The sequence below is a fragment of the Pantoea sp. R13S299 genome (assembly GCF_048515925.1).
In the GTDB taxonomy this organism is placed as follows: domain Bacteria; phylum Pseudomonadota; class Gammaproteobacteria; order Enterobacterales; family Enterobacteriaceae; genus Pantoea.
Window position 1 is genome coordinate 1,995,875 of the sequence record NZ_JBLYEF010000001.1, and the last position, 26,759, is coordinate 2,022,633.

26 protein-coding genes, 1 tRNA gene and 1 pseudogene are annotated in these 26,759 nt (G+C 52.5%); 3 read left to right on the forward strand and 25 right to left on the reverse strand.

Features of this window, described 5'->3' with window-relative positions:
* Positions 1–37: 37 nt before the first annotated feature.
* Genes ccmI through ccmA form a run of 9 tightly spaced genes read right to left on the reverse strand, consistent with a single transcriptional unit; the run spans position 38 to position 6,989 of the window.
* Positions 38–1,249, reverse strand: a complete 1,212-nt coding sequence (gene ccmI / locus ACN1CO_RS09490) for a c-type cytochrome biogenesis protein CcmI (protein WP_419138734.1) — start codon at positions 1,247–1,249, stop codon at positions 38–40.
* The gene (locus ACN1CO_RS09495) at positions 1,249–1,701 is read right to left on the reverse strand and encodes a cytochrome c-type biogenesis protein (protein ID WP_419138735.1); all 453 of its coding nucleotides are present in this window, start codon (positions 1,699–1,701) and stop codon (positions 1,249–1,251) included. Before ACN1CO_RS09495 ends, ccmI begins: the two co-directional genes overlap by 1 nt.
* Complete coding sequence (locus tag ACN1CO_RS09500; RefSeq protein WP_419138736.1) at positions 1,698–2,255, reverse strand: DsbE family thiol:disulfide interchange protein; 558 nt, start codon at positions 2,253–2,255, stop codon at positions 1,698–1,700. Before ACN1CO_RS09500 ends, ACN1CO_RS09495 begins: the two co-directional genes overlap by 4 nt.
* Positions 2,252–4,210 carry a heme lyase CcmF/NrfE family subunit gene (locus ACN1CO_RS09505; protein WP_419138737.1) on the reverse strand — a complete coding sequence of 653 codons (1,959 nt, stop codon included), beginning with the start codon at positions 4,208–4,210 and terminating at the stop codon, positions 2,252–2,254. Before ACN1CO_RS09505 ends, ACN1CO_RS09500 begins: the two co-directional genes overlap by 4 nt.
* Positions 4,207–4,692, reverse strand: coding sequence for a cytochrome c maturation protein CcmE (ccmE, locus tag ACN1CO_RS09510; protein WP_419138738.1), 486 nt, complete (start codon positions 4,690–4,692; stop codon positions 4,207–4,209). The genes ACN1CO_RS09505 and ccmE overlap by 4 nt, the downstream gene beginning before the upstream one ends.
* The gene (gene ccmD / locus ACN1CO_RS09515; RefSeq protein WP_419138739.1) at positions 4,689–4,922 is read right to left on the reverse strand and encodes a heme exporter protein CcmD; all 234 of its coding nucleotides are present in this window, start codon (positions 4,920–4,922) and stop codon (positions 4,689–4,691) included. Before ccmD ends, ccmE begins: the two co-directional genes overlap by 4 nt.
* Positions 4,919–5,659: a heme ABC transporter permease gene (locus ACN1CO_RS09520; protein WP_419138740.1), complete on the reverse strand. Its 741-nt coding sequence runs from the start codon at positions 5,657–5,659 to the stop codon at positions 4,919–4,921. Before ACN1CO_RS09520 ends, ccmD begins: the two co-directional genes overlap by 4 nt.
* Positions 5,660–5,712: 53 nt before the next feature.
* On the reverse strand, positions 5,713–6,372 hold the full coding sequence (gene ccmB / locus ACN1CO_RS09525) for a heme exporter protein CcmB (protein WP_003853097.1): 660 nt from the start codon (positions 6,370–6,372) through the stop codon (positions 5,713–5,715).
* Positions 6,372–6,989: a cytochrome c biogenesis heme-transporting ATPase CcmA gene (gene ccmA / locus ACN1CO_RS09530; RefSeq protein WP_419139007.1), complete on the reverse strand. Its 618-nt coding sequence runs from the start codon at positions 6,987–6,989 to the stop codon at positions 6,372–6,374. Before ccmA ends, ccmB begins: the two co-directional genes overlap by 1 nt.
* A gap of 242 nt (positions 6,990–7,231) precedes the next feature.
* Between ccmA and ACN1CO_RS09535 the strand changes: the two genes are divergently transcribed.
* Positions 7,232–8,167 carry a formate/nitrite transporter family protein gene (locus ACN1CO_RS09535; RefSeq protein ID WP_419138741.1) on the forward strand — a complete coding sequence of 312 codons (936 nt, stop codon included), beginning with the start codon at positions 7,232–7,234 and terminating at the stop codon, positions 8,165–8,167.
* Between the two features lie 212 nt (positions 8,168–8,379).
* Positions 8,380–8,454: transfer RNA gene (locus ACN1CO_RS09540), tRNA-Arg, on the forward strand.
* Between the two features lie 227 nt (positions 8,455–8,681).
* Here the strand turns inward: ACN1CO_RS09540 and ACN1CO_RS09545 are convergent.
* The 16 genes and pseudogenes from ACN1CO_RS09545 to ACN1CO_RS09620 all read right to left on the reverse strand — a co-directional run bounded on the left by ACN1CO_RS09545 (position 8,682) and on the right by ACN1CO_RS09620 (position 25,664).
* Positions 8,682–10,073, reverse strand: a complete 1,392-nt coding sequence (locus ACN1CO_RS09545; protein WP_419138742.1) for a VasL domain-containing protein — start codon at positions 10,071–10,073, stop codon at positions 8,682–8,684.
* Between the two features lie 168 nt (positions 10,074–10,241).
* Positions 10,242–10,646 carry a hypothetical protein gene (locus ACN1CO_RS09550; protein WP_419138743.1) on the reverse strand — a complete coding sequence of 135 codons (405 nt, stop codon included), beginning with the start codon at positions 10,644–10,646 and terminating at the stop codon, positions 10,242–10,244.
* A gap of 95 nt (positions 10,647–10,741) precedes the next feature.
* Complete coding sequence (locus ACN1CO_RS09555) at positions 10,742–11,212, reverse strand: hypothetical protein (protein WP_419138744.1); 471 nt, start codon at positions 11,210–11,212, stop codon at positions 10,742–10,744.
* A gap of 14 nt (positions 11,213–11,226) precedes the next feature.
* Positions 11,227–11,682: a type VI secretion system baseplate subunit TssE gene (gene tssE / locus ACN1CO_RS09560; protein WP_419139008.1), complete on the reverse strand. Its 456-nt coding sequence runs from the start codon at positions 11,680–11,682 to the stop codon at positions 11,227–11,229.
* A complete protein-coding gene (gene tssJ / locus ACN1CO_RS09565; RefSeq protein ID WP_419138745.1) occupies positions 11,682–12,224 on the reverse strand; it encodes a type VI secretion system lipoprotein TssJ in 543 nt (180 codons plus the stop codon). The genes tssE and tssJ overlap by 1 nt, the downstream gene beginning before the upstream one ends.
* A complete protein-coding gene (gene tssG / locus ACN1CO_RS09570; RefSeq protein WP_419138746.1) occupies positions 12,202–13,287 on the reverse strand; it encodes a type VI secretion system baseplate subunit TssG in 1,086 nt (361 codons plus the stop codon). The genes tssJ and tssG overlap by 23 nt, the downstream gene beginning before the upstream one ends.
* Positions 13,251–15,005 (reverse strand): type VI secretion system baseplate subunit TssF, encoded by a 1,755-nt coding sequence (tssF, locus tag ACN1CO_RS09575; RefSeq protein ID WP_419138747.1) that lies wholly within the window; start codon positions 15,003–15,005, stop codon positions 13,251–13,253. Before tssF ends, tssG begins: the two co-directional genes overlap by 37 nt.
* A gap of 42 nt (positions 15,006–15,047) precedes the next feature.
* Positions 15,048–17,252 (reverse strand): type VI secretion system protein TssA, encoded by a 2,205-nt coding sequence (gene tssA / locus ACN1CO_RS09580; protein ID WP_419139009.1) that lies wholly within the window; start codon positions 17,250–17,252, stop codon positions 15,048–15,050.
* A pseudogene (locus ACN1CO_RS09585) lies at positions 17,232–18,323 on the reverse strand (ImcF-related family protein); the annotation flags it as partial. The gene tssA and the pseudogene ACN1CO_RS09585, both read right to left, overlap by 21 nt.
* Positions 18,245–18,490, reverse strand: coding sequence for a hypothetical protein (locus ACN1CO_RS09590; RefSeq protein WP_419139021.1), 246 nt, complete (start codon positions 18,488–18,490; stop codon positions 18,245–18,247). The pseudogene ACN1CO_RS09585 and the gene ACN1CO_RS09590, both read right to left, overlap by 79 nt.
* Positions 18,487–19,695, reverse strand: coding sequence for a hypothetical protein (locus tag ACN1CO_RS09595; protein WP_419138748.1), 1,209 nt, complete (start codon positions 19,693–19,695; stop codon positions 18,487–18,489). The genes ACN1CO_RS09590 and ACN1CO_RS09595 overlap by 4 nt, the downstream gene beginning before the upstream one ends.
* A gap of 41 nt (positions 19,696–19,736) precedes the next feature.
* A complete protein-coding gene (locus ACN1CO_RS09600; protein ID WP_419138749.1) occupies positions 19,737–20,366 on the reverse strand; it encodes a hypothetical protein in 630 nt (209 codons plus the stop codon).
* 1,278 nt (positions 20,367–21,644) lie between these two features.
* Positions 21,645–22,247: a hypothetical protein gene (locus ACN1CO_RS09605; protein ID WP_419138750.1), complete on the reverse strand. Its 603-nt coding sequence runs from the start codon at positions 22,245–22,247 to the stop codon at positions 21,645–21,647.
* A gap of 14 nt (positions 22,248–22,261) precedes the next feature.
* Positions 22,262–23,692, reverse strand: a complete 1,431-nt coding sequence (locus ACN1CO_RS09610) for a hypothetical protein (protein WP_419138751.1) — start codon at positions 23,690–23,692, stop codon at positions 22,262–22,264.
* Positions 23,693–23,726: 34 nt separating this feature from the next.
* Positions 23,727–24,227, reverse strand: a complete 501-nt coding sequence (gene tssB, locus ACN1CO_RS09615; RefSeq protein ID WP_419138752.1) for a type VI secretion system contractile sheath small subunit — start codon at positions 24,225–24,227, stop codon at positions 23,727–23,729.
* A gap of 567 nt (positions 24,228–24,794) precedes the next feature.
* The gene (locus ACN1CO_RS09620) at positions 24,795–25,664 is read right to left on the reverse strand and encodes a helix-turn-helix domain-containing protein (RefSeq protein ID WP_419138753.1); all 870 of its coding nucleotides are present in this window, start codon (positions 25,662–25,664) and stop codon (positions 24,795–24,797) included.
* Positions 25,665–25,841: 177 nt separating this feature from the next.
* Between ACN1CO_RS09620 and ACN1CO_RS09625 the strand changes: the two genes are divergently transcribed.
* Positions 25,842–26,741 (forward strand): DMT family transporter, encoded by a 900-nt coding sequence (locus ACN1CO_RS09625; protein WP_419138754.1) that lies wholly within the window; start codon positions 25,842–25,844, stop codon positions 26,739–26,741.
* Positions 26,742–26,759: the final 18 nt, after the last annotated feature.

Genomic DNA, 26,759 nt, shown 5'->3' on the forward strand with positions numbered 1-26,759 from the left:
TGGCACGCATCATTATTAACGTTATCAATTTTTACGATCAGGGAAGCTGCTTATTGATCTCTACCGCGATCGGCTGATGCCCATCCCAGGACGTCACCGCGCTCAGACCCAGCCAGTCACCCGGCTGCGGATTGGCGCTGCCATCGCGGGAGATTCGCACCCGAACCTCTACCTGATGCTGCGCCGACAGCAGGCGATCCGGCATCATGGCGTTGCTGTCATCCAGCGTGAGCGACAGCGGGAAGTGGCTAAGCGGCATCCGCTTAACCGCCACTGGCACCGGCGAAGCGCCATCAGAAACCGAAATATACAACACTCCGTCCGGCGGTAACATTTTTTCTGCCTGCGAGGTCAGCGTGACGGTCAGCGCCAGCTGACGACTCTGCTGCCCGGCCTCACTTCTGGCCTTTTCAATGCTGCGGGCGATCATCGCGTGCCGCTTATCACCCGCAGGCAACAGCCCCAACAGGGTCTGCCAGGCGTCGATAGCCTGATCATATTGCTGCTGTCCGTAAGCGTTATACGCCAGCAGGCTCAGCGTCCGCAGGTTTTGCGGATCCGTTTTCAGCAATGATTGCAGAAGCAGTGATGCCTGACGGTTATCCTGCGGATCGGAGGATCGCGTCAGAACTTCCGCATAATCCTGCTTCAGCGCCAGATCGTTGGGGGCCAGCTGTAAGGCATGCTCAAACGCCTGGCTGGCGATCTCCGCATTATTCAGCACCATGCCGAGCCGCCCCAGCATGGTCCAGTCGGCCAGATTATCCGGTTCGGTTTGCAACGCGGTACGCAATCCGAGCTGTAAACGCGCCAGTTCTTCCATGCTCAGCGGTTTAGCACCGGGGTCCATCAGGCGGGCTCGCAGCTCAGGATACGCCTGCTGCACCTGCATCCAGCCGGTGAATTGTGCCAGGCCACCGGTTTTCAGATAAGTCCCCAGCGAAACCACAATCAACACAAACAGACCCGGCAGCAGAATCCAGCGGCTGCTGCTGTGTGACTGCAGCGTCTGTGCTGGCGGAATATCCGCCAGCAGTGTCTGCTGTAGCTCCCGCTCCATCAGCGGACGCTCAGCCACGACGCCCTGCTCTTCATCCTGCGCCAGCTCCTCTATCCGCTGATGGTAAAAGCGCTGATTAAGGCGATCGCGATCGCCTGCGCTGGCCTGACGTTGCCGCCAGCCCGCCGCCATGAACAGCGTGCAGGCCGCCAGCAATAACAGAAAAAGGGTGATCCAAAATGCACTCATTACGGCTTCCTGTCTGACTTCAGTAGCGCATTAAGACGCTGTTGCTCATCTTCATCCAGCTCACTGCGGGTTTTGCGCTGACGGCTGCGCAGGATGATCACCGCACCACCCAGCAGCGCAAACAGCGCCGGGCCAGCCCACAAAATCATGGTTGAGGGCGTGACCGGGGGTGAGTAGCTGACGAAATTGCCGTAGCGCGCCACCATGAAGTCGATAATCTGCTGGCGACTCTGGCCCTGCTTCATCAGCTCATAGACTTTCAGCCGCATGTCGGCGGCAATCATCGCGTTCGAATCGGCGATGCTGTTGTTCTGGCATTTCGGACAGCGCAGTGAAGCGGTCAGGTCACGGTACTGTTCTTCCTGGGTCACCGAGTCAAATTGCAGCGTGTCGATAGTCGCCCACAGGTTGAGGCTGAACAGCAGTCCGCAGAGCAGTAACAGCGTTCTCATGATCCCGCCTCCGCACTGTATTTAATCCACAAGGGTTTCACTTCCTGATCCCAGACGCGCGCATTCAGATCGCCCGCGTGCCGATAACGGATGATCCCTTTACCATCGATCAGGAAGGTTTCCGGCGCGCCATAGACGCCGAGATCCAGTCCCAGCATACCGTTGCCATCATAGAGGCTCAGCGCGTAAGGATTGCCCAGCGTGTTCAGCCAGTTAATGGCTTTTTGACGATCGTCTTTGTAGTTCAGTCCGACCACGCGAATGCCCTGCTCCGCCAGCGAATTCAGATACTGATGTTCAGCGCGGCAGGTCGGACACCAGGTCGCCCAGACGTTCAGCAGAATCGGTTTGCCATCGGTCAGCACGCGCTGGTCATAGGTTTTGCCTGGCTGATCCAGTGCTTCCAGCCGAAACAGCGGCACCGGTTTGCCGATCAGCGCGGATTCGAGACGGGTCGGATCGTCGCCATCGGCGTTGCGCGTCAGCTGCCACAGAAGCGCCGCCGCCAGCAGCAGAAACAGCATCAGGGGAATAAACAGGATTTTCTTGTTCATGTCCGCGCCTCCGTTCCCGCTTTTTTGCGCGACCGGTAACGGGGATCGAACAGGCAGAACAGCCCACCCATCGCCATCAGCGCGCCTCCGAACCAGATCCAGCGGACAAACGGTTTGTAGTAGATGCGCACGGCCCAGCTGCCATCCTCCAGCTCTTCGCCCAGTGCCGCGTAGAGATCGCGGCTGAAACCGCCATCAATCGCCGCTTCAGTCATCATCGTGCGGGCGGCGGTATAAAAGCGTTTTTCCGCTTGCAGGGTTGCTTCGTGTCTGCCGTTGCGGGTGACATCAATGATGCCCATGCCGCCGCTGTAGTTAGGCCCCTGCAGATTCTGCACGCCGCGGAAGACAAAGTGATAGTGATGAATATCGACGCTATCGCCCGCCTTCATCCGTACATCCCGTTCCACGCTGTACTGCGTGCTGAAGGCAATGCCAATCACCGTCACACCCACGCCAAGATGGCCCAGCACCATGCCCCAGTGGCTGCGTGACAGATGACGTAAACCGGCAAAGAACGGATGACGATGAGTGGCCCGTTCGTGCAGTTCCAGCAGCGTCAGCACGATAATCCAGAATGACATCAGCAGGCCAACCACGGTCATCGCCTCAATCCGATCCTGCAGCCACCAGGGAATGATGACGGAACAGGCCAGCGTGACAATCAGTGCCAGCGCCAGCCGTTTAGCCAGCTTCTGCGGTTCATCGCGACGCCAGCGCACCAGCGGTCCGATCCCCATCAGCAGCGCAAACGGCGCCATGAGCCAGCTGAACATGGTATTGAAGAACGGCTCGCCGACCGAAATGCTGCCCAGGCCCAGCTGCTTGTGAATCAGCGGCAGCAGCGTGCCGAGCAGGACCACCAGCATCGCGGCAATCAGCAGCACGTTATTACCCAGCAGAAACGATTCGCGCGACCAGGTTTCATTCTGTACCCGGCCACGCACCTGCCCGCCTTTGATGGCGTAGAGCAGCAGCGAACTGCCGATGACAATCACCAGAAACGCGAGGATAAACATCCCACGCGCCGGATCGGAGGCGAAGGAATGCACTGACACCAGCACCCCGGAGCGCACCAGGAACGTCCCCAGCAGGCTCAGCGAAAAGGCAGTAATCGCCAGCAGCACGGTCCAGGCCTTAAAAGTGCCTCGCTTTTCAGTGACTGCCAGTGAGTGCATCAGGGCGGTGCCCGCCAGCCACGGCATAAACGACGCATTTTCAACCGGATCCCAGAACCACCAGCCGCCCCAGCCCAGCTCGTAATAGGCCCACGCGGAGCCGAGGACGATGCCGATAGTCAGAAAGACCCAGGCCGCCGTCGTCCAGGGACGTGACCAGCGCGCCCAGGCCGTATCAAGTCGTCCAGCCATTAATGAGGCGATGGCAAAGGCAAACGCCACTGAAAAACCGACGTAACCCATATAGAGCAGCGGCGGATGGAAGATCAGACCGATATCCTGCAGCATCGGATTCAGGTCATGCCCGTCAATCGGGAAGTCCGGCAGCGTACGACCGAATGGATTAGAGGTCAGCAGAATAAACAGCAGGAAGCCGAGATTGATCATCCCCATCACCGCCAGCACGCGAGCTAGTGCATCCTGCGGCATCCTGCGACTGAATATTGCCACCGCCAGTGTCCAGGTGCTGAGCAGTAACACCCACAGCAGCAGCGATCCTTCATGCGCGCCCCACGTGGCGGCGATGCGATAGTAAACCGGCAGCAGACTATTGGAGTTCGTGACGACATAGGCAACGGTAAAATCGTTGCTGATAAAAGCCCAGACCAGCAGCGCAAACGCCGCCGCGATGCAGGCAAACAGTCCGCAGGCCAGCGGACGTGCCATCGCCATCAGGCGGGCATCCTGGCGCACGGCGCCCCACAATGGATAGCTGCTCAGCAGCAGGGAAAGTCCCAGCGCCAGGCAGAGCAGAAAGGTTCCGATTTCGGGCATCATGATGATTTATTTCCCGCCTGATACAACGACTGCGGGCCGGTGTGATTACTCTTCATCGCGTCTTCAATCTCCGGCGGCGTATATTTCTCATCATGTTTCGCCAGCACTTCTTTGGCGATCACCTGGTTGCCCGCCGCCAGCACGCCCTGCGCGACAACGCCCTGCCCTTCCCGGAACAGATCCGGCAGGATGCCTTCAAAACTGACGCTGACCACGCCGCGCGCATCATAAAGTTTGAACGACACCGCCAGCGTCTTCGGATCGCGCCGGACACTGCCGGGCATTACCATGCCACCGACTCGCAGCCGCTGGCCCGCTTCCGGCTTCTCGTGCGCTTCGCCTTTACCGTAGAGGATTTCGCCTGGGGTATAGAACAGATCGATGTTTGAGCGCAGCGCATACATGACCAGCGCGGTGGCCAGGCCGAGGCCGAGCAGAATCGCCACTGCCGCATAGAGGCGGTTGCGTCGACGGGTATTCACAGTGTCTCTCCTGCCGCTTCAGCCGCGGCTTTTTTCGATTTCGCCGCACGGATGCGACGTTCCCGCGCATCACGCTGGCGGATCTCAGCCAGCAGGCGACGGCGCAGCAACAGGGTATGCAGCGTCAGGCTGATAAGTGGAAGCAGCGTGCAGGCAACTGCCAGCCAGACGTAGAAGGCGTAGCCTCCCATCGCAAAGAAGGCGTGCCAGGAGGAAAAAGCAGGCGTCATGACGGCTCTCCCCGCTTTGCCACATCAATCGCCCAGGGACGATGACGCTCGGTTAACAGAATCAGATTGCGTAGTCGCATCAGCATCAGCGTAATAAACAGCAGCAGATAACCGAGGATCGACCAGCGCAGCGGCGTGCGCATGACCGGCGCAATCGCCTGCTGGAGCATGCCTGACGAGCCCTGATGGAGGGTGTTCCACCACTGCACCGAGAAGTGAATGATCGGCAGATTGACCACGCCGACCAGAATCAGAATTCCGGCGGCCCGGCCTGCGGTGCGGCGGTCATCAAAAGCGTGATAAAGCGCGATCACGCCCATATAAAGGAACAGCAACACCAGCTCCGAGGTCAGACGCGCATCCCAGATCCACCAGGTGCCCCACATCGGCTTACCCCATGCGGAACCGGTGACCAGCGCAATAAAGGTAAAGACCGCGCCCACCGGAGCCATGGCAGCAGAGACCAGGTCGGCCATTTTCATCTGCCACACCAGGCCGATAAAGGCGGCAATGGCCATTGAAGCATAAATGCCCATCGACCACATCGCGGCAGGCACATGAATGTACATGATGCGGAAACTGTCGCCCTGTTGATAGTCAGCAGGAGCAAAGCCGAATCCCCAGACCCAGCCCAGCAGTAACGCCGCCAGCCCGGCGATGGCGAACCACGGAACCAGACGTCCCGAAAACTGATAGAGCCGTTCGGGCCTGGCCAGCTGATGTAACGCTTTCCACATATCAAATGCTCACATTAACGATAAAAGAGTATTGCCGCGTCTTTTACGCGCGGTTATTGCAACGTAATCCTTAGTGCCGCCGCCGTGGCAAACGGCGCGAGCGTAGCGCTGCCCACCAGCATCGCGCCGAGGATCGCCAGATAGCCACCAATCGGCAAACCCTGACTGGCCGCTTCCATCGCCGCACTGGCGAAGATTAATACCGGAATAGCCAGCGGCAGTACCAGCAGGCTGAGCAACACGCCGCCGCGCCGTAAACCTACCGTCAGACCCACACCAATCGCACCAAGGAAACTCAGCGTTGGCGTGCCGAGCAGCAGCGTCAGAGCCATTGCCCGCCAGCCATTAAAATCCAGCGACAGCAGCAGCGCGGCCAGCGGCGACAGAATAATCAGGGGCACGCCGGTGACCAGCCAGTGCGCCACCACTTTGCCAATAACCGTCACTGGCAGCGGCGTCGGCAACAGAACCAGTTGTTCCAGCGAGCCATCGCTGAAGTCATCGCGAAACAGTCGCTCCAGCGCCAGCAGTGATGCCAGCAGCGCGGCAACCCAGGCAACGCCCGGTGCTATTCGCGCCAGCTGTTGCGGGTCCGGTCCGATGCCGAGCGGAAACAGAGTAATGACGATCAGGAAAAACCAGAGCGGATTAACCACATCCGCACCGCCGCGAAAGGCGATGCGCAGTTCACGCTGGATGAGGCGAAACAACATCAACTGGCATCCTCTTCGCCGAGGCGAATTTTACGCACCCGCGCAGCCTCCGCAGGCAAATCCTGATGGGTTGTCAGGATCACCGCCCCGCCGTTATCGGCATGCCGGGTGAATTGCGCCATTAATTTTTCAATACCCGCTTTGTCGATGGCAGTCAGCGGCTCGTCGAGAATCCAGATGCGGGCCTGGCTGAGCCACAAACGCCCCAGCGCCACACGACGCTGCTGCCCTGCCGATAACCGGCTGACCGGCACCTCTTCGTCGCCCGTGAGATCCACACTTTCCAGCGCAGCAAAAATCTGCGCATCACTGCAATCGGGATGGTAAAAGCGCAGATTTTCCAGCGGCGAGAGCACGCCTTTGACACCGGGCTGATGGCCCAGATAGAGCATCGCCTGATGCCAGACCTCGCGCTGTCGCAGGATCGGCTGCTGCTGCCAGCGTATTTCACCCTCTTCAGGACGGCTCAGGCCAGCCAGCTGGCGTAATAACGAGGTCTTACCGGCACCATTGGGGCCTTCAATCTGCACAATGTCACCTGCGGACACGCGAAAGGAGAGCCGCCGGAATAGCGACCGTTCGTCGTATGCACAAGTGAGCGTAATGATTTCCAGCATCAAGGGGGGAATCGCACCAGCTAAAAGTGGCCGGAATATTACCACAATGTTGCTGTGGGCCGAAGTGTGACCCAGCGCTCAGTTTGAATGCTATGGGATTATTCGTGCGGTATCGCCAGGAGTCTGAATAAAAATGCAGTTCCGAAAAACGTTGTTACGCTTATTCGCATCGGTCGTTACATTTCCGGCAAATAAAAAACAGCTACGCTTATTACGCTACAGCACTATCACCAGGAGAAAATATGAAGCCTTCATCAGGTAATGAACAGGGTCCTAACGACGTAGAGAGCGAAGAGAAGGACAAGGGCACTGACATCGAAGTCGATGAGGAGGCTCTACCCTCCCGCGCTGCGGCGATCCATGAAGAGATTCGCCAGGATGGCGAAAAGGAGCTGGAGCGCGACGGTATGGCGCTGCTCTGGTCAGCTATTGCGGCGGGCCTGTCAATGGGCGCCTCGCTGATGGCTAAAGGGATATTTCAGGTGCATCTGGATGGCGTCCCGGGCGCCTTCCTGCTGGAAAACCTGGGGTACACCTTTGGTTTTGTTATCGTCATTATGGCGCGCCAGCAGCTGTTTACTGAGAATACCGTCACTGCCGTGTTGCCGGTGATGCATAAACCCACCTGGAGTAATGGCGTTCTGCTGTTACGGTTATGGGGCATTGTGCTGCTGGGTAACCTGATCGGGACGGCGTTGGGTGCGCTGGCGTTTAATGAGATGCCGATCTTTGACGATGCCACCCGTCAGGCATTCACCGACATCAGTATGAAGGTGATGGAAAACACTCCCGGCGAGATGTTTGCCAATGCGGTGATTTCCGGCTGGATTATCGCCACCATGGTCTGGATGTTCCCCTCCGCGGGCGGTGCCAAACTGCTGGTGATTGTCATGATGACCTGGCTGGTTGCGCTGGGCGATCTGGCGCATATCGTGGTGGGATCGGTGGAGGTGCTCTATCTGGTGTTCAATGGCAGCATCAGCTGGCATGAATTCTTCTGGCCATTTGCCCTGCCGACTCTGCTTGGCAACATTACCGGCGGCACGCTGATTTTTGCGCTGATCAGCCACGCGCAGATCCGTAATGACATGAGTGAAGCGGCCGTTGCCAAAGCGAAAGCGGAAAAACGGAAGCAGGAGAAACGCCGTCAGCGTGAAGAGCAGGAAAAGGCGGAGTAAATGACAAGGCAGGCAGTCACTCTGTCTGCCTTTCATTGAAATCGCGTCTGTTACCTTAGGAAGCGCGATGTTTGCAGTGTGAAGGGGTTACAGGAATCTGCGCGAAGCAGCGAAATGCAATCAGTGTAAATTCCCGGATTGATGGCGGAATGAGCAAACGGACCGCGATGTAGTGAATCTCTTAGCCTGTTTGCGCTATACTGCGCGCCGCTGTCCTCTTAGTTAAATGGATATAACGAGCCCCTCCTAAGGGCTAGTTGCAGGTTCGATTCCTGCAGGGGACACCAGACCTACCCTCTTTTAAAACCGCCCCCATCAATTAAAACCCTTAAAAATAAACAACAAATAATTAACTACGGCTACATCCCTTCGCTTTTTCTGTGCTCAATTACCCATAATTGTTTTACGGCCATGGCTATATTCTTCAGACAAATGAATGAACACCTGCGAATGCGTTGTAATCATGATCTGGCGGGTCTGGCTAATTGGCTGCATCGTATGCTTCAGATATTTTTTATTTAAATGCATTCTGTTTTATTTCTGCATAACGGGCAGTCAGTTGCTTCAGATGCATCTCCAGCTGTGCTTTGGCAGCAGCAGGCAGAGGTTCGCCTGCGGGATTTTGTGATAATGCCCTTAGCTGCTCTTCAGCCGGTATCGATTGGTTGAAAGACTGCATGGCGGAAAAAACGACTGACTTCAGCTCACTGACCGTCATGTATTTACCTTTCTGCTCATCAAGCCCGTTAAGTCTGTCGCTGAGCTTTTGTAGCGTTGTCATTCCCTGATACCAGTCAGCGAGGTGTTCTGTCGGTAATGCCATCGCATTGAGTTGTTGCTGCCACTTTTGTGCCAGAGGTTTAGCCTGCTCTGGCGAAAGCACCTGCGCCTGTTCTACAAGCTGTCGACTGAAGTGAATATTCCAGTCAGGAGGCAGTTTATCCAGTCGGGAAAGCTGCTTCTGTGTCTGGGCGATAAAGTCCTGAGGTAACGGAATCTGCTGGCGCAACACATCAATCTGCTCAGGAGCGAGGGGTGCAGGCAAGGGTGCCAGAGATGTTGCAAGCTTAGTCTGAAGTGGGTCGGGGTTGTGAATATACAGCCAACCCGACGCTGCGACGGTAATGATAATCAGCATACTTCCCATACCGGCAGCGAAGGATTTCCACTTCTTTTCCGGGTTGGATATTACCGACTGTGCTTCCGCATGCGCCATCTGTTCCGGTTGCGAGACATCCTTACTCTTAACTGTGCTATCCGGACACGTTTGCTCTGTAACTGGTACGTTGCTCTGGGCATTCACTGATAACGCGGAATCCATCATAACGGTATCAGTCAGCATGATATCTGGCTGAGTGGTTACGTCTGTTTCCGAAATACTATCAATATGTTCCAGCCGTACAGCACTGTCATGTATTAATGTCCGCAATGTATCAAGCTGGCTGAGATGTTTAAGCTCCAGACGCTGCAAAACCTCCGACAGCGTGGCCAATAATTTCTCTGCCTGAAAGAGTTGACTTAGGTGGCTATTGTCCGGCGGGAGCATACGTATCAGTTGCTGCAGCCGCTGACTCAGAGTGCTGAGAATTTCCATGCGGGCATGAACAGGCTGAGGCCAAAGCGTAACCCACTGATGAGTTATCATGGTCTCCAGTATTCTCAGCCCCTCATTCATACCCGGTATTCCGGCCAGTTGCGCTCGCGCCAGCGTATACCAGGCCGCCGTCTGAAGATCCACACCGTTATTCCTGAACAATGAGCTACAGAGTTCATCTGCATATCTCCAGTTCACATCAGGACGCGCCGGATGAGTCAGCTTGCTGATTTCACTGCGTAAAGCGGTATATTCCGGCAACGTGCGTGGATCACCACCGGTTTTGAGTGTTTGTGAAGTGATGTCATTCATGACCATTTATCCATGTGACGTATCCGGACCTGTGAAAGATTTTCGTTTATGCGGCTCCACTTTCTGCATATTCAATACTCTGCAGATACTGAAGCGCCACGGGCTCGGCGACCTTTAATCCTGACTAGTTAATCTGAACAACGCGCAAAGACACTTTCCTGCGCCGTATTAATACTGATTTCCTGAACAGACGGGTAAATGGGTGTATCCGGGCTTATTGGCCATATAGAGGGGAGCGCATGTAGGTTGGCGGGGTTGCGTAGTGAGCGATTCGTCGTTTTCTGCAACGCTTTGCTGTTTCTGTTTAATTGCCGTAGTCGTCTTCTTCGTCTGTGATTTTCGGGTGGAAGTAGAAGGCTTTAACGGATTGCTGACTTCTGAAGATGAAGAACCATATCCGGAACAGAATCGTTTAGACTGACTCAGGCTACCGTCATTACAGACGAAACTACCGTCCGATGTACAATGTGAAATGCCGCCTTTTGAGCCAGAACAGGGCTGCCGGCCACGCGCAGCTTCAGCCTGCAGGGTGAAAAGGATACTCAACACCAGTAAGAGACTTATTTTTTTCATCGCTGTATCCATGAGTTATTCCAATAACTGCTTTCATAAGTTATTCACTGTTTCGCCGGGTAAACAGGGAAAAATCATTCATATTCCAGTACTCGCTATGACAGGAGCGCGATAATAAGTCCAAAAAAAGCGCTCTCATCAAATATCTTTCCATCACGGGATAAAACACCTGGCGGAGTAAGGGTCCAGTCACTTACGCTACCTGAACGCATGAATAAACGCCCCAGTGACGTCACTCGCCTTACATCATGGAAGGCCGTCTCCACACATCCGGTTACGCCCTGACCATACAAAAAAACCGGCGTAAATTTTACGCATTGGTCGTGGTAACGCAGAACGATACCGGCAATCTCAAAAGCCCCGCCCTCCACCAGCAGATCCGTGACGGATACAGTGAACGTTTCCACATTCAGCCCGGTACCTGTTAGCCACGCGTCCATCTGCTCCTGAAGCTGAGTTATTCGCTGGCGAAACTCTGCAATATCAGCCTGAGTCTTGCTGGTAAACGAGATCGGATCGGGCTGGCTGGCCTGTAGCTTTTTGAGGAACTGTGATTTTACTGACATGGCGTTGACTGGCCTTACATAGGGGTTGCTGTGTCGAGATATTGCTGTTGCTTCAGATGGCGTAACATGACCCGACCCTCGGGCATAAACTCGGTGCCGTAACGCACAAGGCCAATGCCCCTGAGCTCAGCATCAATGGCATAGCGCAGTTCGCCAGGGACTTTCTGTTCCAGCAGGATCACGTCTATGGTTTTCAGTCGGGGCTCATATTTAAGCAAGACTGCAGAGAGCGTAGAAAGCAGTTTATGCGCGGTGCCAGGAAGCCCCTGTAGAATATTGGTCATATCCGGCAGGCCGAAATCGGGTATATGCGCCAGAGTCCCGGCGCGGCAATTCAGGATCCGTTGCATATTATCCAGCACTGAGAGGATGACCTGGTTCTGTTCACTGATCTGATGCAGAGCAAGCCCTCCGGTAAAATTACCGGCCAGCATTTCATACAGTGAAGGTGTATTGTGTCCCTGGGGCATCATTCGTCCTTGAGAAGTTGCAGAGTCAGATGATTGTTACCGGCTTCCAGAATGCGCGGCTTATCCGGATCAAGGTCTTCGCGCCCTATCACCCGCTTCCAGGTGTTGTTGACCATATCCGGGTAACGGAACAGACCCACCACCGCCACAAACTGTGCATTGGCCTCCATAGGCATATTCAGATTCGCATCGCCGCCGGGCTTTACCACCACATCGCGGGTTGCCAGCAGGTCGGCTTTGAGCACTGTGTCACCCTCTTTCAGCAACTGCTGGTAGACCATTTTGTCGAAGGTTTTGTGGTCTTTCAGTTGATAAACACGTATTACAACCGGCTCAGAGAGGGAGTTACTTTCGCGCGAATCGGTGTTGAGTGCCTCACGAGCAGTAAAATCCAGGTGCAGCACCTTAATTTTTTTGTAGAACACGGCGTTGAAGGCCGATTTGGTGCCATCGGTGACGACCTGTGTTACCCCACAGCCTGCCAGGCTGAATGCCAGCAGCGGTAACATCCAGAACGTTTTAGTCAAACTTGTACGTAACACGTCGATTTCCTTGTTGGGGTGTTGCGGGCTGCAGGCCGGAGTAATAGCCCAATTCCGTCGTAAAGGCCTGCGGGATATCGTCCGGGAGGTTTTTCTCTTCCGCGCCCAGCACGCCATTCATCCCAAGCCAGAATGGGCCTTCTCCGAGTGGTGGAGCGGCCAGCAGGCGGGTCCGGGTGGTCAGTGTGATTTTTGCCTTAAAGCGCCAGCCGAGATAAACACGCAGCATCACCAGAAAGTCCTGATACAGCAAGCCATCCGGTTTCCAGTCCTTTGCTTCCTGTTCGTTGTCCGTCGTGAGCGCAACCAGCAGCTGGCTGCCCGCATCCATCGCTTCGTCACCCAGTGGTGTATTGCCGTCAAGCAGAAAATCGTCATCAGCATAAAAGCCCAGTGGCTGACTGATCTCCACCGGTCTGAGGCAGTACGGTCTGACCTTCACGGCGGTATCCGTTGCCAGCAGGCTCACTATTGCCTGCATTCCTTCCTGCGTTTTACCGGGCTGCTGCAGCACGCCAAGCAGCGACAGAAAACGGGATACCGGGGTAGCAATACGTTCTGCGGTACCCGGTATGCCCAGCCCTACCAGGCCCAACAGTGACTGCGAGATGCTGTCGGTACCACCCGGTTCAAAGGTGGCCGGGTAGGAATATTTACGCCAGATGCGGTAAAACTGCGTCAGGATGCGGTGGCTGAAAATATCCAGAAAGCCCTGCAGTGCGTCATGCCCTTCACGGCGCTGAGTGATGTCATCGAGATAGGCGGTCGGCAGTGGTGAATCCACGCCGTACATCCCCATAAACGTGGCGCGGATGAGCGGTGGTTTACTGTCATCCTCTTCGTCATACTCCACGGCTTTTAGTTCGCTAGCCGGAAACCCCATCCCAGGATGGGGGGCAAAGCGTACCGGGTCGTCTGCGGGATGGCTGGTTGTTCCCATGAGTGGTTTGCGCGGATTCTGCTTCTCCAGCAACTGACAGAAACGATAAAAATTAATGCGGTGAAGGTCGGCTTCCAGCCGCGGTGTCAGCCGGGAATGCGGCGGTTGTGCTTCTCTTCCCATTCCAGGCGTTCTCCGGTCGGTTGCAGAATGATAATCAGATGGTTAAACAGATAGATATCGGTGTAGAGCGCGAAAAAGCGACTCAGCATCTCGCCAAACAGACAGATGTCTCCACGCCCGGCGAAGCCGTGACTGTCCAGCGTCACTTCAATCTGCACACCACGGACCAGGTAACCCTGCTCAAAACGCTCAGTTTCGCTGTGCTTCACGTCGATAATGGCTTCCAGACGACGGCGATTCATCTCGCTATCGGTCCATTCATACAGCGCCAGGGTGCCGCGCAGCACGTCGGCATTATCCATCATCGACAGGAAGCCGCTGCCGAGGTGGCTCAACACGCGCCAGTGAAAACGGTCCTGCGCCGGGGGATAACAGGGCAGCGTCGGCGCGCACAGGTTACGCACGGCTATGCTGGCTGAGGTAGTTTTCATTACCGTATCGAGCACGGTACTCTGCAGCGCACGTCGTGGCAGTTGGCCGTTGGTGCCGGTGAGCGTCAGCGACAGACTTTCGTCTTCCGGTAGCGTGTGATTATCAAACGCTTCACCGCCGAGGATAAGCCAGGTGTTGTGCAGCCCGGACGGACCGCGGCGCACGCGGGTGTGATAGTAATATTCCGGGGCTTCGTGACGCATCATTCCGCCTTTGTGGCAAAAACTCGAAAACGGCACGTAGGTGTGCTGGCTGGATGACATCACCGAATCCACCGCGTATATCTCAGTGTGGCCATCCTGCACGCGCATCGGGCGCAGCATATATTCGGTCTGCAGAGAGTTTAGTGTCAGCGGGTCAGATTCCAGCGGGAACAGGTTAATCACCGGCACACAGTTCAGGCGCAGATGCTTTTCGGTAAAGCTGAAGTCATGCTCCCAGCGTTCTGCCAGCACCACGTCGATTTCAAACCAGGAGAGCTCAGCCGGAAAGGCCACGGTCTCCAGCCCACTCAGCCCCGTGAACATAAATTTCTCACGGAAGGTGAAATACTCCAGCAGCAATTGATAGCCGCTAAAGCTGCTGCTTCCCTTCGGCCACAGGTCATCGCCATCGCCAAAACCCAGCGCGATGAAATGCCCGTCGAGAGGTCTTCTGTCTATGTCACCCGGCATCCGCATCCAGAGGCGCGCCGCGTTCATGGTAAAGGCTTCATGCATGGCGCAGGCCAGCGGTGCGTCGGCATTGAAGTAGAGCGGGATATGGCTGAGATCGACACGACTCCAGTCGGCAAGCTGGCTGCAGTTAAAGCGAAGGCTGATGACCGAGCGCCCGTCAGGGTCAGTCGACAGGCGGGCGTACTCCAGCGACAATGGCTGAAGGGTAATCTCTTTGGTTGTTGTGTACCGACAGCGCGTGCCCTTCTCACCAATCGGCCGCGAGTTCACCTCGAAACCTTTGACGATGCGCATCTGCTCTTTCATTTCGCGCCAGTCAGGGGTCAACTCCACCACCGACATTGACGGAATGGTGCGCAGGTAGTGTGGCCACAGCAGGCTGACCAGCCCTTCGGTCAGTTCAGGCAGGTCATCATCAAGCTTTTCACGCAGGCGGCCCATCAGGAAGGCAAAGCCCTCAAACAGCCGCTCCACGTACGGGTCGCGCGCGCCCGCTTTATCGAGATTGAGCATTGCCGCCTGCTCGGGGTGAGCACGGGCAAACTCTTCGCCGGCTTCCAGCAGGTAGCGCATTTCAGCGTCATAGTAACGCAGGGTTAAGTCATCCATAAAAACCTGAATATGTGTATTAAAAATGTGTGCCAGGCGTTTTTACCCGCAAAGCACAGCACTGCTTGCCGGATCGAGTGCAATCAGACCGGACAGAAGCAAATCCATCTCGGGCTGAAGCCTTGATTTATCAGTTTCACTGCGGACGGCTTTCATACGCAGCAGTCTGAGGCGACGCGATTTCACTTCAAACAATAGTGCTGGTGTCCACTGCGTGAGGGTGATTGACTGTGCGGCACTGTCGAGCTCACCCAGCAGATGCAGGGCCAGTTCATTCCTGCCCTTCTGCTCGGCCACACGGGCCATCAGCAGACGCAGCAGCCATTTGTCTTTTGTGGTGTCAGTGCCTGGGCGGGTCTGCAACCAGTGAAGGGTGGCATCCAGACCGTCAGTGTCCGCTTTATCCAGCGCTTCCGGTTCAAGCGCAAGGATATCGTTATCCGTCTCACCGACGGCACTGACCGGCTCATCCCGCCAGCCGGACATATCGTCCAGCACGCTCTGATTTATCCAGTTCAGCGTGACCTCATCGGCAAACGGCGTACCGTCGTTAAAAGCCAGCGTTTCAAGTCCGCTAAGGCGGCGCAGCAGCCCTTTCAGGTCGGCGGTGATAATGTCGGCCAATACATCTTGCCCCGACTTCATCAGGGCCTGGTGGATATACCACTGCAAATCCAGCCAGAGATGATTGGCGCCGCGCGAAAAGGTGCTGTCCGCCTGCTCCTTTATCTCCAGCCAGCTCTGTTGCAGGTACAGGCGTTTGAGCATGGCTCGCTGGTCAGCCCGCGGCGGTTCGATGCGCGTTTTCCCTTCAGCATCCGGTGCCGGAATAGCTCTCAGGGTGTCATGACGCAGACTTTTCATCAGCCGGTGTGCGGCAAGCCAGCCTTCAGGCTGCTCACGAAGATACGCCGTCAGAGTTCGGGCCTGGGCCAGCAAATCCTGACCGGAGGTGATGCGGCTCAGGACCGGCGCGTCAGGCTCAGTTGTATGCGTAGAATTCTGTGGCTGCACCTTATTACCGGCGTTCTGCGGCACCACGGCATCCACACCACCGGCCATCATCAGGCGAGATTCCAGTGCGCTGTACAGGGCATTCAGCTCTGGTCGTGACGCTTCCGGCTCAGCCTCCAGGCTGTCGCGTATCAGCAGCAGTGCACCAACAGTGCGAAGGGCATACTCGCGTGCCACCTCTGGCCAGAGTGACAGACTGTCGAGTAGACGAGAGCCTGCGAGCCACTCCAGCGCCGGTTTACGGCTACGTTCGCGCTGGGGATAAAGTTGTGTTCCATAGCGCTGCAGCAATCCCGCCATCAGCTCAAGCCCTTCAGCAAAGCCGGCTTCGCCATCCTGGTGCAGGCGCGCCCAGCAGTAATAAGTCGCAACCCGGATATCTTTAGCCGCAGTGGTCAATAACTTTTCGGCAAGCGTGCAAATCAGCCCGGTATCGATGCCGGAAAGTTTATTGACCTCCTCCCGGATACGCTGAAAATCATCGTCATAGCCGGGATCTTCTCCGGTCGGACTGGCGTCACTGACCGGGGCAAGCCAGGGCTGCCAGTTACCCTCTTTGTGCAGCACCCCGCTAAGCTCTGTTGTCAGGAAGCGTTCAATACGTCCGCTGTCCTTGCGCAAAAACTCAGCCAGCATTGGCAGGGAGGCATCACTTTTACTCGCCGCAAACGGGAAACGCCCGTCAAAGGCGGTGTGCCAGTTCGCCACTACCGAACGGCTCCATTTATCATTCAGGCTCGCCGCCGAAGGCTCAAGCACGGTTTCCCAGGCCTGGGTCAGCGGCTGCACGAACATCGTGCGGCCAAAACCGCTCCACTCTTCACCCAGGCTTGCCGCCACCAGGCTGCCGTACTGCTGGGTATCGGTCAGATCGACGCTCTTGCCCTGAAACACGGTCTGGGCGAGGGTCTGCATCATCTCCTGTGGATCAGAAGCGCTTGCCACCTGCTGCAGGCGTAAACGCACACGGGTGATGCGGGTCAGGTAGGTTTGCAGACTAAGCGTGCTGTCCGAAGACATGACGCTGCTGGCTTTGTTTTTGCCCAGAAGCTGAAGCAGCGGCCCGAAGGTGTCATCCAACGGCCCCTGAGGTCCGGCAGCGGTTTGATCAATGGCGGGCCTGTCTTTACTGTCCATAAGATTTTTTGCCGACTTGATGAGCGAGTCAGACAGCCCTTCCGTCTGCTGCCCGCCCTGCCCCTGCCATGCCAGGGTGTTCATCAGGGCAATCATCGGCGACTGACGCACGTCGCTCATCAGCGTCAACTGGTCGGTCACGTCCGCAATATTCTGCACTGGGTTCCACTGCAGGCTGTTGAGGAAGTTCAGCCAGCTTCCGGCAAAATCGATGAAATAGCGCTGGGTCAGGCGGGCTTTCAATGCGTCCGGCGAGAGGTCAGCAGAAATGGCTTTGCGGCTGTCGCTCAACACCCAGTCAATTTCATCGCGGCGGGAGTTTGCGGCTTCTTCGATAGCCTGCTGAATACCGCCCTCCCACGCCTGACGGGTGAACATGCCCGGTACCACTTCATCAGTAGTGAACAGGCGGCGGGCATCAGTACCGCTTGTCATGTCTTCCAGTGACACATCGGCAAAGTTACGGCGCACCGATTTGAGCATGTTTTCATACAGCGTACTTTCCGCGTTACGGCGGCCAATTTGCTGCAACAGCACCTGACGACTCTGGCTGAGCAGTTGCCCATCAGGCGTAATTTTCCACTGCGGCTGTTTTGGTAATTCAGAAATATAGAACGCCCATAAATCCGGCGACAGGCTCTTCCACAGGCCAGTGGAGATCCCCATCCGTGTCGGCTGTACGGTTTTCAGGGTTTGTGCGTAAAACGCGCCGTCGGCTTTATCGGGGCGGGCCATCATCAGCCAGGCCTTCAGCTGGTCATAGCCCGGTTTCGCCAGCTGTGCCCGCTGGTCGCTATTGGGGGCTGAATTTGCCAGCGCGCTGAGTTTTTGCGTCAGGACGGCATTTGCCGGGTCGCGAATCAGGCGGTTGTTTGCCACGCCGTACCAGGGAAGCATCGCGTCGAGCAACGGCTGGTTATGATCCAGACCGAAGCGCTGATACCAGGGTGCACCTTCCTGAATACGGTGTTGCAGGCGACCGGCATCATTACGCAGAGTATGCAGGGCCGTAAGATGGTAATCCGATACGGAAGGATGCTCCACCAGGGCATGAGCCTGCTCGGCTACAGAGACTATCTGCATACGGTTCACCGCGAACGACAGCAGTATTCCCATGCCGCCGCCAGGAGAAACATCGATACGATAAGGGCAGATCCTGAAATACATCCGCCGGCGATGAGCCAGTGAATTTGCTGCTGACTTCCGTCTTCAATCCCGACTATATCCGGGTGCTTCCAGACCATGAACGTCATAACGGCCAACAGCAAAAAGAAAATAACTGCGACAGCAAGATAGCGGCCTTCCGTAGTCTTCGGTGCTAAGGGTAGCTTCACGGATCCATCTCCTGTCGGGAAGCAATCGGGGTAATGAGCGTGCTCCACAGCACATTCTGTGTGGTATCACCGCAGATAATCATCTGTGGTGACTGAGTTTGTCGGGCGATTTCGGTGGCGGCAGCGATAGCCAGCCAGGGGGCCGCGGCACCGGCATGTCCCATGGATGTATCGAGCGAAATGACGGTTTCGTCCTCTATAGACTGCGCAGGGTGCGCATTCTGGCACGCGATAACTTCTGCACGCTGCTCACCCGTCAGCCCGGCAATCCACAAATTTTTCACGATATTTTCTTTGAGCGGGACGTTATAGGCGGCCATGTTCATCCCCTCCCTCAATTCACCTGACGGAGCAGCATCTGGCCGATGCAGCAACGCGAGAGGTTCGAGTGCCTCCTGGGTCAAGCGGTTGCCAAGAAGCAAAGCAACGGCTGTTTCAGCAGTATTATTTGAAACAGCCGGATCCATCTGGAGACCAACAATCAATAACATCGCATCATCTTTAATGCGGTGATCCAGCCAGTGGTTGACTACCTCCGGCCCATTGCTGTCTGTGTACTCAAGCGCGCAGGTTATGCCACTCTCCTGCCAGGCTTCCTGCCAGATATTTCTGACAGCAGGGAGTGGCAGAGATGACGAGACATCGAGGATGACAACAAGCGAAGCGTTCTCAGGAAACTGGTGAACTGGAAGATCGGCAATAAGCTCAGAGAACAAACGTGAGATAACCAATCCAGGAGTATCTTCTGGTTCTGCCGTAATACGGCTCAGCCTCCTGCTTTTTTCGCCTTTCCAGTCCGACTGCGAAATGATAATGCTGTGATTATTGAGCATATCATCAGCGACAGAACGCTTTTCGTCTTCCTGATGGGCTGTAATAAATGTCGTATTCAACACCTGAAGCGCACGACGAGACCTACGGGTCTCACTTAAGATCCATTGCTCCCGACGCCGGTCAAAACCATTCGCTTTACTGTCCTGTAATGACCAGGCCCACATGCGAATAGTGAAACACACAATCCACACAACTAATGGTGTGCCAATGGCCAACACCCAGAAGTGACTGTTATCGATGTATCGTCCGAATATCCACATAAGAATCACGCTGATGACCAGCATCGCAACCAATACGGCAAGCCAACGGGATATTTTAGGTGGAACTTGCCGGGGATAACATTTCGGAAGATCTTTCAGGGAATAAGACATTCACACTCTCATGCTTTAAAATTTCCAAATTTTAACTAAGGCTAGTCACCATCAAATGAAATGCTCTCAAGCAATTTCAATGTTTCTTTAGATAGATCTTCACCTTTATTATCCGAAGAATTAACACCAGAACCACATAGGGCATTATTTTTATGTATCAAACAAAAATAAACACTCTGGCCTAGCGTCCCATCTTTAAGTTTCGCCATGGCATTAACAGCCATAAAACCAGATGCATCTTTGCTTTTAACTTGAAATAGAGATAGATGATTTGCCTTCCCATTTTTCACATATGTAGCATCCGGAATTGATTTCCATACCTTATTCTTGTAGTCATAAACAATTTTATTATCAGCGGCACTAACACTGACCCCCTTGTTGTTAACTTGCTGTACATCATATCCTGCTTCAAATGCTTCACCAGAATACAGGCAAGTCCACTCTGATATTGGTGATTTTTTTTGGAAGTACTCATCATCAGACAATGCGGGGTATTTAAAATCACTAAAATGCATATTGCATGCATCAAAATTGGATGACGAAGAAATGTTGGCACTTGAATCAGATGACAGGGTTCTAGTTACAGATACAAATCCTGCATTAGCAGCAAGAACAGAAACCATAGACAAAGAACTGAAACCGATGATTAATGGCATGTAAATTTTTTTCATAACATTACATCCTGTGCGTACATCCTTTCTGGGATATCCTAATGACTATGAAATTTCACTTCCCCCCAGAATTAGACTATCCATACAGTTTTTCAATTGATTATTTCTTTAACTCCATCTCTCACGCTTATATATCGAATGCAGTTATTTAAGACTTTTGAGGGAGATAGATCATGACTTTGGGGTGTTATCGTCATAAATCATATTAATCAGATCATGACCTTCAATCCTTACGTTAACAAAGTTATCACCGCATATATGCTTTATCTCTTTGAACTTTTTGTCCGCAGGGGAAAAGACAAATAACCTATAGATTTTATAAGTGCCCATTCCCTCATCCAGATACCAAATACTAAAATCTTTATAGCCATCACGATTGTAACCTTCAAATGTAATGTGATTTTTCTTCTCCGATGACATTAAAATTTTCTAGATTAATCTGCTTTCCGGCGTCTATAACTGATACTTCCAACGAATCATTATCTTTCAGCAAAACCTTTGCAGAAATTTTTTTCCATTATTAACATCTAAAATGCAATTATCACATCCAATTGCAACCTTTGTAAAAATGCACAGAAAAAAATATATTTCATGATAGCATCATTAGGAATTTTGAGTGATTCTCCTGCAGGGCTTACACAGGCTGTTGCTCAAGGATATCTATTAAATTCCCACGAGCTATTTTTCTCGCACGTTTTCAAAGTTATTATCATCCATAGGATCAAATTCTGACCCAACTGGCTTCAGATTTTCATTTGCAAGATTAAAAAAAAACCCTGATTGGTTCCGATATAGGTGAGATCCTTTCCTTTTATAAAATCAATGCTAAAAACACCTTCACTCACACTCTGGTCAATTTTTATATCTGTGCTCCAAAACTATAAGAATCACATTTGTATCATGAGGACTGCCCTCATTTATTATTTTCGGCTTACCCCAGAGAATTATTTTATCACCACTACATTTAACATTATAGCCATTGATAACAGTATCAAACTTAAGAGTCTTTGTATGATTTTTAATGTCAACGGTTATCGAGTCAGTACCATTAAATATAACTCCTGATACATATGCATTAAATGAAATAAAAAAACCGGCAATTATTGAAATAATAGGATTAATTTGTTAATCCATCTATATATGAGATACTCTTATCATCACCTTCTGCGGCAGTATCTCTACAATAAAATAATATGTAGTGTATTAATAAAACCTGTCAGCTTGAACTCTATTCATTATCAACGCGATCCTAGTGTAAATTAGCATCATCACTGAGTTTTATTTAGCACACTCCTCAGCGTTTTTTCCATCCACAGATAAACTCTCGAGGTCCTTTATTTTAATTTTGCCTGCAGCTAGTTTTGAACTAAAATCTTTTGAGAAGCAAAAAAAAATGTCAGAATAAAAATATATTTCTTCAGTTTTATCTGGTGTATCACCTTCTGACTGATATAAAGCCTCGGTCACATACCATTTAATATCTTTGTTACCTTTAATAATCTGCATTTTATCGATGCCGAGGCATGGTTCAGAATCTTCGGCATATCCAGATTTATAATTCCTGTTTGGTATGAGATATTGATCATTAACTTTGAGCACTACGTTACACCGACTGTATGGCTCATCTTTACCAGGTAGTCCTTCGCGATTAAAAACAAATGGGTATGCGTTCCCTTTAACTAACTTCTGGAAAATATAATAAGGAGGAAAACCGGTGTCAGGTGCATCAATTTGATATACTTGTGATAGGCCGTAAGGTTCTCCATCCTTTAAGGTATAGCTTTTAACTGCCGATAATACATCTATATCATTCGCAGACGCGCCCAATGAAAAAAAATTAATGGCACCAACAAAACCCAACAGTAAAATTGTATTATTCATAATTAACCACCATCTCACTTGCACTGCCTGGTGTAATCAACAGTGATTTTTACAGTACTACGACCTTTTTGTACTTGAACTGTTTCTTTGGCATTTGTTGTTACGGCATCATTTAAATAGTAGAACGCATACCGTGTATAGGCCTGTCGTTCAAAATATCCATACCCGCCACCATTAACTAGAACTGAACATCTACCAATTGATTCTGACGTAATTCCATTGTCCGGGACTCGATTAATATTAATTTCGTGACTATGATGTTTTGAAACCCAATAAAAACCAGCACTATCAGTTGCACAAAACGAATCTTCAGCAACAATTTTAGGATCGTAACGTGGGTACCAACTTTTTAATAGTTCATCGTCAATAACAGTGTGTTTTTCATGGGTATGTTTATCTACAACTGTCTTTCTTGGATCTGCCCAGTAGTGTTCACTTACATTTGTTATTCGGCTATCATCGTAAACATACCCTGAATTTTCATCAGGTAACTTCAATTTCGTTCTAAATTTTCTATAATCATCGAAATTTTGCGGCCAAGTTAGCTGCATGAAACCTCTGCCATAAAATGGCTGATAATACTCAGTCGCTGGGGACACAAACTTTCCTTTGCTATTTTCCTGCCCCTTTCCGCCTTCAGTCATTGTCCTGAGCATTCCAGTCTCAATATAAATCTGTCCTAAAAATGCAGAACGTCTTGGTGGGGATATTATATTGTACTTATTACACGTATTGTTAAAATCTTTCACATACTTCTCCCACCTACCAAACGAAGTAGCCCATGGAACTGTCACATTAACTGGTTTGCTGGGGTAGCCTTCATAATATTTCCTTGGAATCATGGAGGAAATTTCTTCATGGCTAAGCCAGCCGCACGCTCTCAAATTATTTATAAGTTTAGTAGGATTGAAGTGCCAAAGGCTTCCGCTACTGAATGCTGATTCAAAGCACAGCGCTTCTGCATGAGCTTTAAATTTTGCATAATCTTCTTCCGTCATCGGATCATGCTCTTCACTTCCCGTTTTCAGCCACGAGAAGCGGGTGTCGATCGTACTTTTTTCCCATTCAAACGGGAAATGACAGATTAGCTTTCCGCACTGGTTACCGAACTCACCATCTTTCTGAAGTTTCTTAATAGCGGCTGAATTACACTGGCTGTCGCTGTCACTATCGTCATCAACCAACTGCCAGCCCGTCCAGTGAGGGAAATCAGCGTCACTAAACTTTTTAATACCGGAATCAGCAAGATTGACTACCCCCTTTCCCCCCGGGTAATTGACCGTCATCGCCTGTGCGTCCTGCCAGATATCCAGTGCACTGAGTTCGGAGACCGGATGCAGATTGATTTTTTCAAACAGGGACGCATAAACCCCACCTGCTGCAGGACGTTCCAGCACCAGACTCTCGCCAACCGCAGCATTCTCATTTTTTACAGACATCAACATCTTCCTTTTTCAATCCGTTAAATCATCGTGACCGCTATGGCTGTTTTGGTGCCAGGGCTGAAAGTTCGGCTCTGAGCTCTGCGCTTAAGGCAGGATCGATCAGGATTTTTTCCAGCTCTTTTCGGAAAGCCTGGTTGTCCAGCAGGTTAGCTTTTAAATCGCGAAGCAAATTGCGCATGGAAAGCATCGCCTTCAGCTGAGGAATTTGTCGGGAAACCTGCTCGGGGGTGAAATCTTTCATGCTCTGGAATGTCAGTGAAACACTATTTTCACTACCGTCATCGGCAAGCGTGTTTTTAACGGTAAGATTGATTTTTGGGGAGTATTCGGAAAGCACTGAGTCAAAGTTATTTTTGTTCACATTAACTTTTTTGCGCTCATTCAGTGGCGCAGACTCCAGGCCATTGCTGAAGCCGCCTGCCACCAATAATTTCAGAGGCAGTTCGGTTTTCTTGCTTGCTCCGCCCGTATGCAAATCAAGCTTTAAATTAATACGTGCCTTCGGTATTTCGGACTGAAAGGAAGAGTTAGACATGGCTGTCCCTGGTCTATTGAGTGATAGAAACCGTCACAGCCAGTGTCAAATATTAAGAACGGCTTACCCTGCCAGAAAACATTCCTGCTTTTAAACATTCATCACAAAGCAGGACCTGCGGTCAGAAGCGAGTACATTCCATTTACTGGCGATATGACGCGGTGTAGAAGCGTGAATCCGGAGATTTATTTTTCAGATAAACACCCATGGCGCTAGTTTAAAAATAGTGGGTCAACTAAAGGAAATGATAAGGTGTAACAAAAGGTAACACAGGAGGGTTGTCGTCAATAAAAATATAGTGACATGATATATAAGAGTTTTCTTAAGATTACCGCTCACACGCGCATGACACTTGAGATTACCAAATGTTTCAGTCGGCTGTTCAAGCCATAAATGAGCAGAAAAATGCCATGTAGCTAAAAAGTGCGGTTAATGGTTATTTAAGAGAATGGAGTCAGAAAAGGATGACGAGACTTAACCGAAACAGGTTAGCTTTAATGATAATTTATGTTAATGGTTTGTGGTGCCATTATGCGCTGTACATCGCGCCTGTTGTCGCTAAGACGGTCAGCGACTTCCCCGCCGACATGCCGAAGGCGTCATGCCATAGACCTGACGGAAACGGTGGCTGAAGTGCGCTGAAGAGTGGAAACCACACTGAAGAGAAATATCGGTCAGCGTCAGATCGGGCCGCGCAAGCAACGTTCGCGCACGATCCATACGACGGCGCATCACAAACTGGTGCGGCGCTTCGCCCGTGGTGTGACGGAACATGCGGGCAAAGTGAAATTCACTTAGTGCCGCTTCCTGCGCCAGCACCGCCAGGGTCAAAGGCTGGTCGAGATGCGTTTCAATAAATTCCAGAACCCGCCTTAATACCACCGGAGCCAGTCCACCCCGCACCTGGGGCAGTTGCCACTTTACTTCACTGTAGTGCTGCAGCAGATGGGTCAACAGAAGAGTGGATGCACTGCTCAATGTCAGCTGGCTGGCGGGCTGTTGCCAGTCGCTGCTCAGCAGAAAGTGCCGATAGAGTTGGGTGATGCGGTCATCAGTGGAAAAGACTTTCTCATGCAGATTTAACTGCGCCGGGCTGCGGTCCCAGACCTGTTCGGCCAGCTGCCGCAACTGGTTCTCGCTGCAATAGAGATGAACAAAGGCGAGATCGGCACGCAGATCCCAAGTCGATTCCGTGCCTGCCGGCATCAGACAAAAACGATCCGGTGCGCCACCGTTACGCCAGCCGTGCGCGGTTTTATGCCAGGTATCGTAGCCGCCCGCGACATAAAGGCTCAGGGTGTGATGATCGCTGAGGTTGGTGACGCGATCGCCACTGTTAAACCAGGCCGCCAGCTGAATGCCGTTGTTAAGTTGCACCTGATCGCGCAGTTGTGCTTTGTGGCGTTGCAGCATGTCAAAGGTCTGGTAACGACTCATCGGGGTATCAGTTCAGGTAAACAGAGTGCCAGTTTACGGATTGTACGGGACAGAGAACAGGTCACATTGGGACAGACGACAAAAATGCGCAAGATTTTGCAAATCCTGCGCAAGCCATTGCAAGAACCGATCGCTTTACTGAGGCAGACTCGACGTTTTGCAGTGGAGAATCTGGCCGTGAATCTGTTTTTGTATCTCTCAGTGGTGCTCATCTGGGGCACGACATGGATTGCTATCTATGCACAACAGTCTGCAGGCATCAGTGCCGTCACCGTCGCTGTCTTCTGGCGTTTTTTGCTGGCTTCGCTGGTCATGCTTTTGCTGCTAAAGCTGATAAAACGGCTGCATAGATTGACGTTGCAGGACCATCTCTTCTGTATGCTGCAGGGCTGCTGCGTCTTTGGCTTCAACTTTGTCTGCTTCTATTACGCGTCCGGCTATATCAGCAGCGGACTGGAGTCGGTCATCTTCTCGATGGCCGTGATGTATAACGCCATTAATAGCTGGATATTTTTCCGTCAGCGCCCTTCAGCGCGTCTGATTCCGGCGATAGTACTGGGCATGGCAGGTATAGTTGCGCTGTTCTGGCACGATCTGCGTAGCACTCAGGCTTCTGCCGGATTGATGTGGGGGATTGGGTTAAGTGCGCTGGGCACGCTGGGATTTTCATTCGGCAATATGATTAGTCAGCGGCATCAGCGTTTGCAACGCGACGTGCTGACAACCAACAGCTACGGCATGTTATACGGTGCGCTGATGATGGCACTGGTCTCGCTGCTGCAAGGGGTTTCGCTGCAGCCAACCTGGAATATGCAGTGGATTGGGGCCTTAACCTATCTGGCTATCGTGGGATCGGTGATGGGATTCGGCGCTTACTTCACACTGGTGGGGCGTATCGGCGCCAGTCGTGCTGCCTATACAACGGTGTTATTTCCGCTGGTTGCGCTGGCGCTTTCAACCCGCTTTGAGGGGTTTGAGTGGCATGTCAGCGCCATCCCTGGCCTTGTCATGATTCTGCTGGGCAATATCGTGATGTTTGCCCGCTGGCCGGCAAGCCGTCGCCGGGTCACTGTCTGACGCGGAGCGGGCTCAGGC

What these genes read in the sequence shown, in the direction of transcription:
- ACN1CO_RS09620 (WP_419138753.1), bottom strand. Translation starts at nt 25,664, where the DNA reads ATGAGTCGTTACCAGACCTTTGACATGCTGCAACGCCACAAAGCACAA.
- ccmA (WP_419139007.1), bottom strand. Translation starts at nt 6,989, where the DNA reads ATGCTGGAAATCATTACGCTCACTTGTGCATACGACGAACGGTCGCTA.
- ACN1CO_RS09545 (WP_419138742.1), bottom strand. Translation starts at nt 10,073, where the DNA reads ATGAATGACATCACTTCACAAACACTCAAAACCGGTGGTGATCCACGC.
- ACN1CO_RS09555 (WP_419138744.1), bottom strand. Translation starts at nt 11,212, where the DNA reads ATGTCAGTAAAATCACAGTTCCTCAAAAAGCTACAGGCCAGCCAGCCC.
- ACN1CO_RS09500 (WP_419138736.1), bottom strand. Translation starts at nt 2,255, where the DNA reads ATGAACAAGAAAATCCTGTTTATTCCCCTGATGCTGTTTCTGCTGCTG.
- tssA (WP_419139009.1), bottom strand. Translation starts at nt 17,252, where the DNA reads ATGATTGCCCTGATGAACACCCTGGCATGGCAGGGGCAGGGCGGGCAG.
- ACN1CO_RS09495 (WP_419138735.1), bottom strand. Translation starts at nt 1,701, where the DNA reads ATGAGAACGCTGTTACTGCTCTGCGGACTGCTGTTCAGCCTCAACCTG.
- tssB (WP_419138752.1), bottom strand. Translation starts at nt 24,227, where the DNA reads ATGTCTAACTCTTCCTTTCAGTCCGAAATACCGAAGGCACGTATTAAT.
- ACN1CO_RS09520 (WP_419138740.1), bottom strand. Translation starts at nt 5,659, where the DNA reads ATGTGGAAAGCGTTACATCAGCTGGCCAGGCCCGAACGGCTCTATCAG.
- ACN1CO_RS09605 (WP_419138750.1), bottom strand. Translation starts at nt 22,247, where the DNA reads ATGAATAATACAATTTTACTGTTGGGTTTTGTTGGTGCCATTAATTTT.
- ACN1CO_RS09550 (WP_419138743.1), bottom strand. Translation starts at nt 10,646, where the DNA reads ATGAAAAAAATAAGTCTCTTACTGGTGTTGAGTATCCTTTTCACCCTG.
- ACN1CO_RS09505 (WP_419138737.1), bottom strand. Translation starts at nt 4,210, where the DNA reads ATGATGCCCGAAATCGGAACCTTTCTGCTCTGCCTGGCGCTGGGACTT.
- tssG (WP_419138746.1), bottom strand. Translation starts at nt 13,287, where the DNA reads ATGGGAAGAGAAGCACAACCGCCGCATTCCCGGCTGACACCGCGGCTG.
- ccmD (WP_419138739.1), bottom strand. Translation starts at nt 4,922, where the DNA reads ATGACGCCTGCTTTTTCCTCCTGGCACGCCTTCTTTGCGATGGGAGGC.
- tssF (WP_419138747.1), bottom strand. Translation starts at nt 15,005, where the DNA reads ATGGATGACTTAACCCTGCGTTACTATGACGCTGAAATGCGCTACCTG.
- ccmI (WP_419138734.1), bottom strand. Translation starts at nt 1,249, where the DNA reads ATGAGTGCATTTTGGATCACCCTTTTTCTGTTATTGCTGGCGGCCTGC.
- tssE (WP_419139008.1), bottom strand. Translation starts at nt 11,682, where the DNA reads ATGCCCCAGGGACACAATACACCTTCACTGTATGAAATGCTGGCCGGT.
- ACN1CO_RS09535 (WP_419138741.1), top strand. Translation starts at nt 7,232, where the DNA reads ATGAAGCCTTCATCAGGTAATGAACAGGGTCCTAACGACGTAGAGAGC.
- ACN1CO_RS09610 (WP_419138751.1), bottom strand. Translation starts at nt 23,692, where the DNA reads ATGTTGATGTCTGTAAAAAATGAGAATGCTGCGGTTGGCGAGAGTCTG.
- ccmB (WP_003853097.1), bottom strand. Translation starts at nt 6,372, where the DNA reads ATGTTGTTTCGCCTCATCCAGCGTGAACTGCGCATCGCCTTTCGCGGC.
- ACN1CO_RS09595 (WP_419138748.1), bottom strand. Translation starts at nt 19,695, where the DNA reads ATGTCTTATTCCCTGAAAGATCTTCCGAAATGTTATCCCCGGCAAGTT.
- ACN1CO_RS09600 (WP_419138749.1), bottom strand. Translation starts at nt 20,366, where the DNA reads ATGAAAAAAATTTACATGCCATTAATCATCGGTTTCAGTTCTTTGTCT.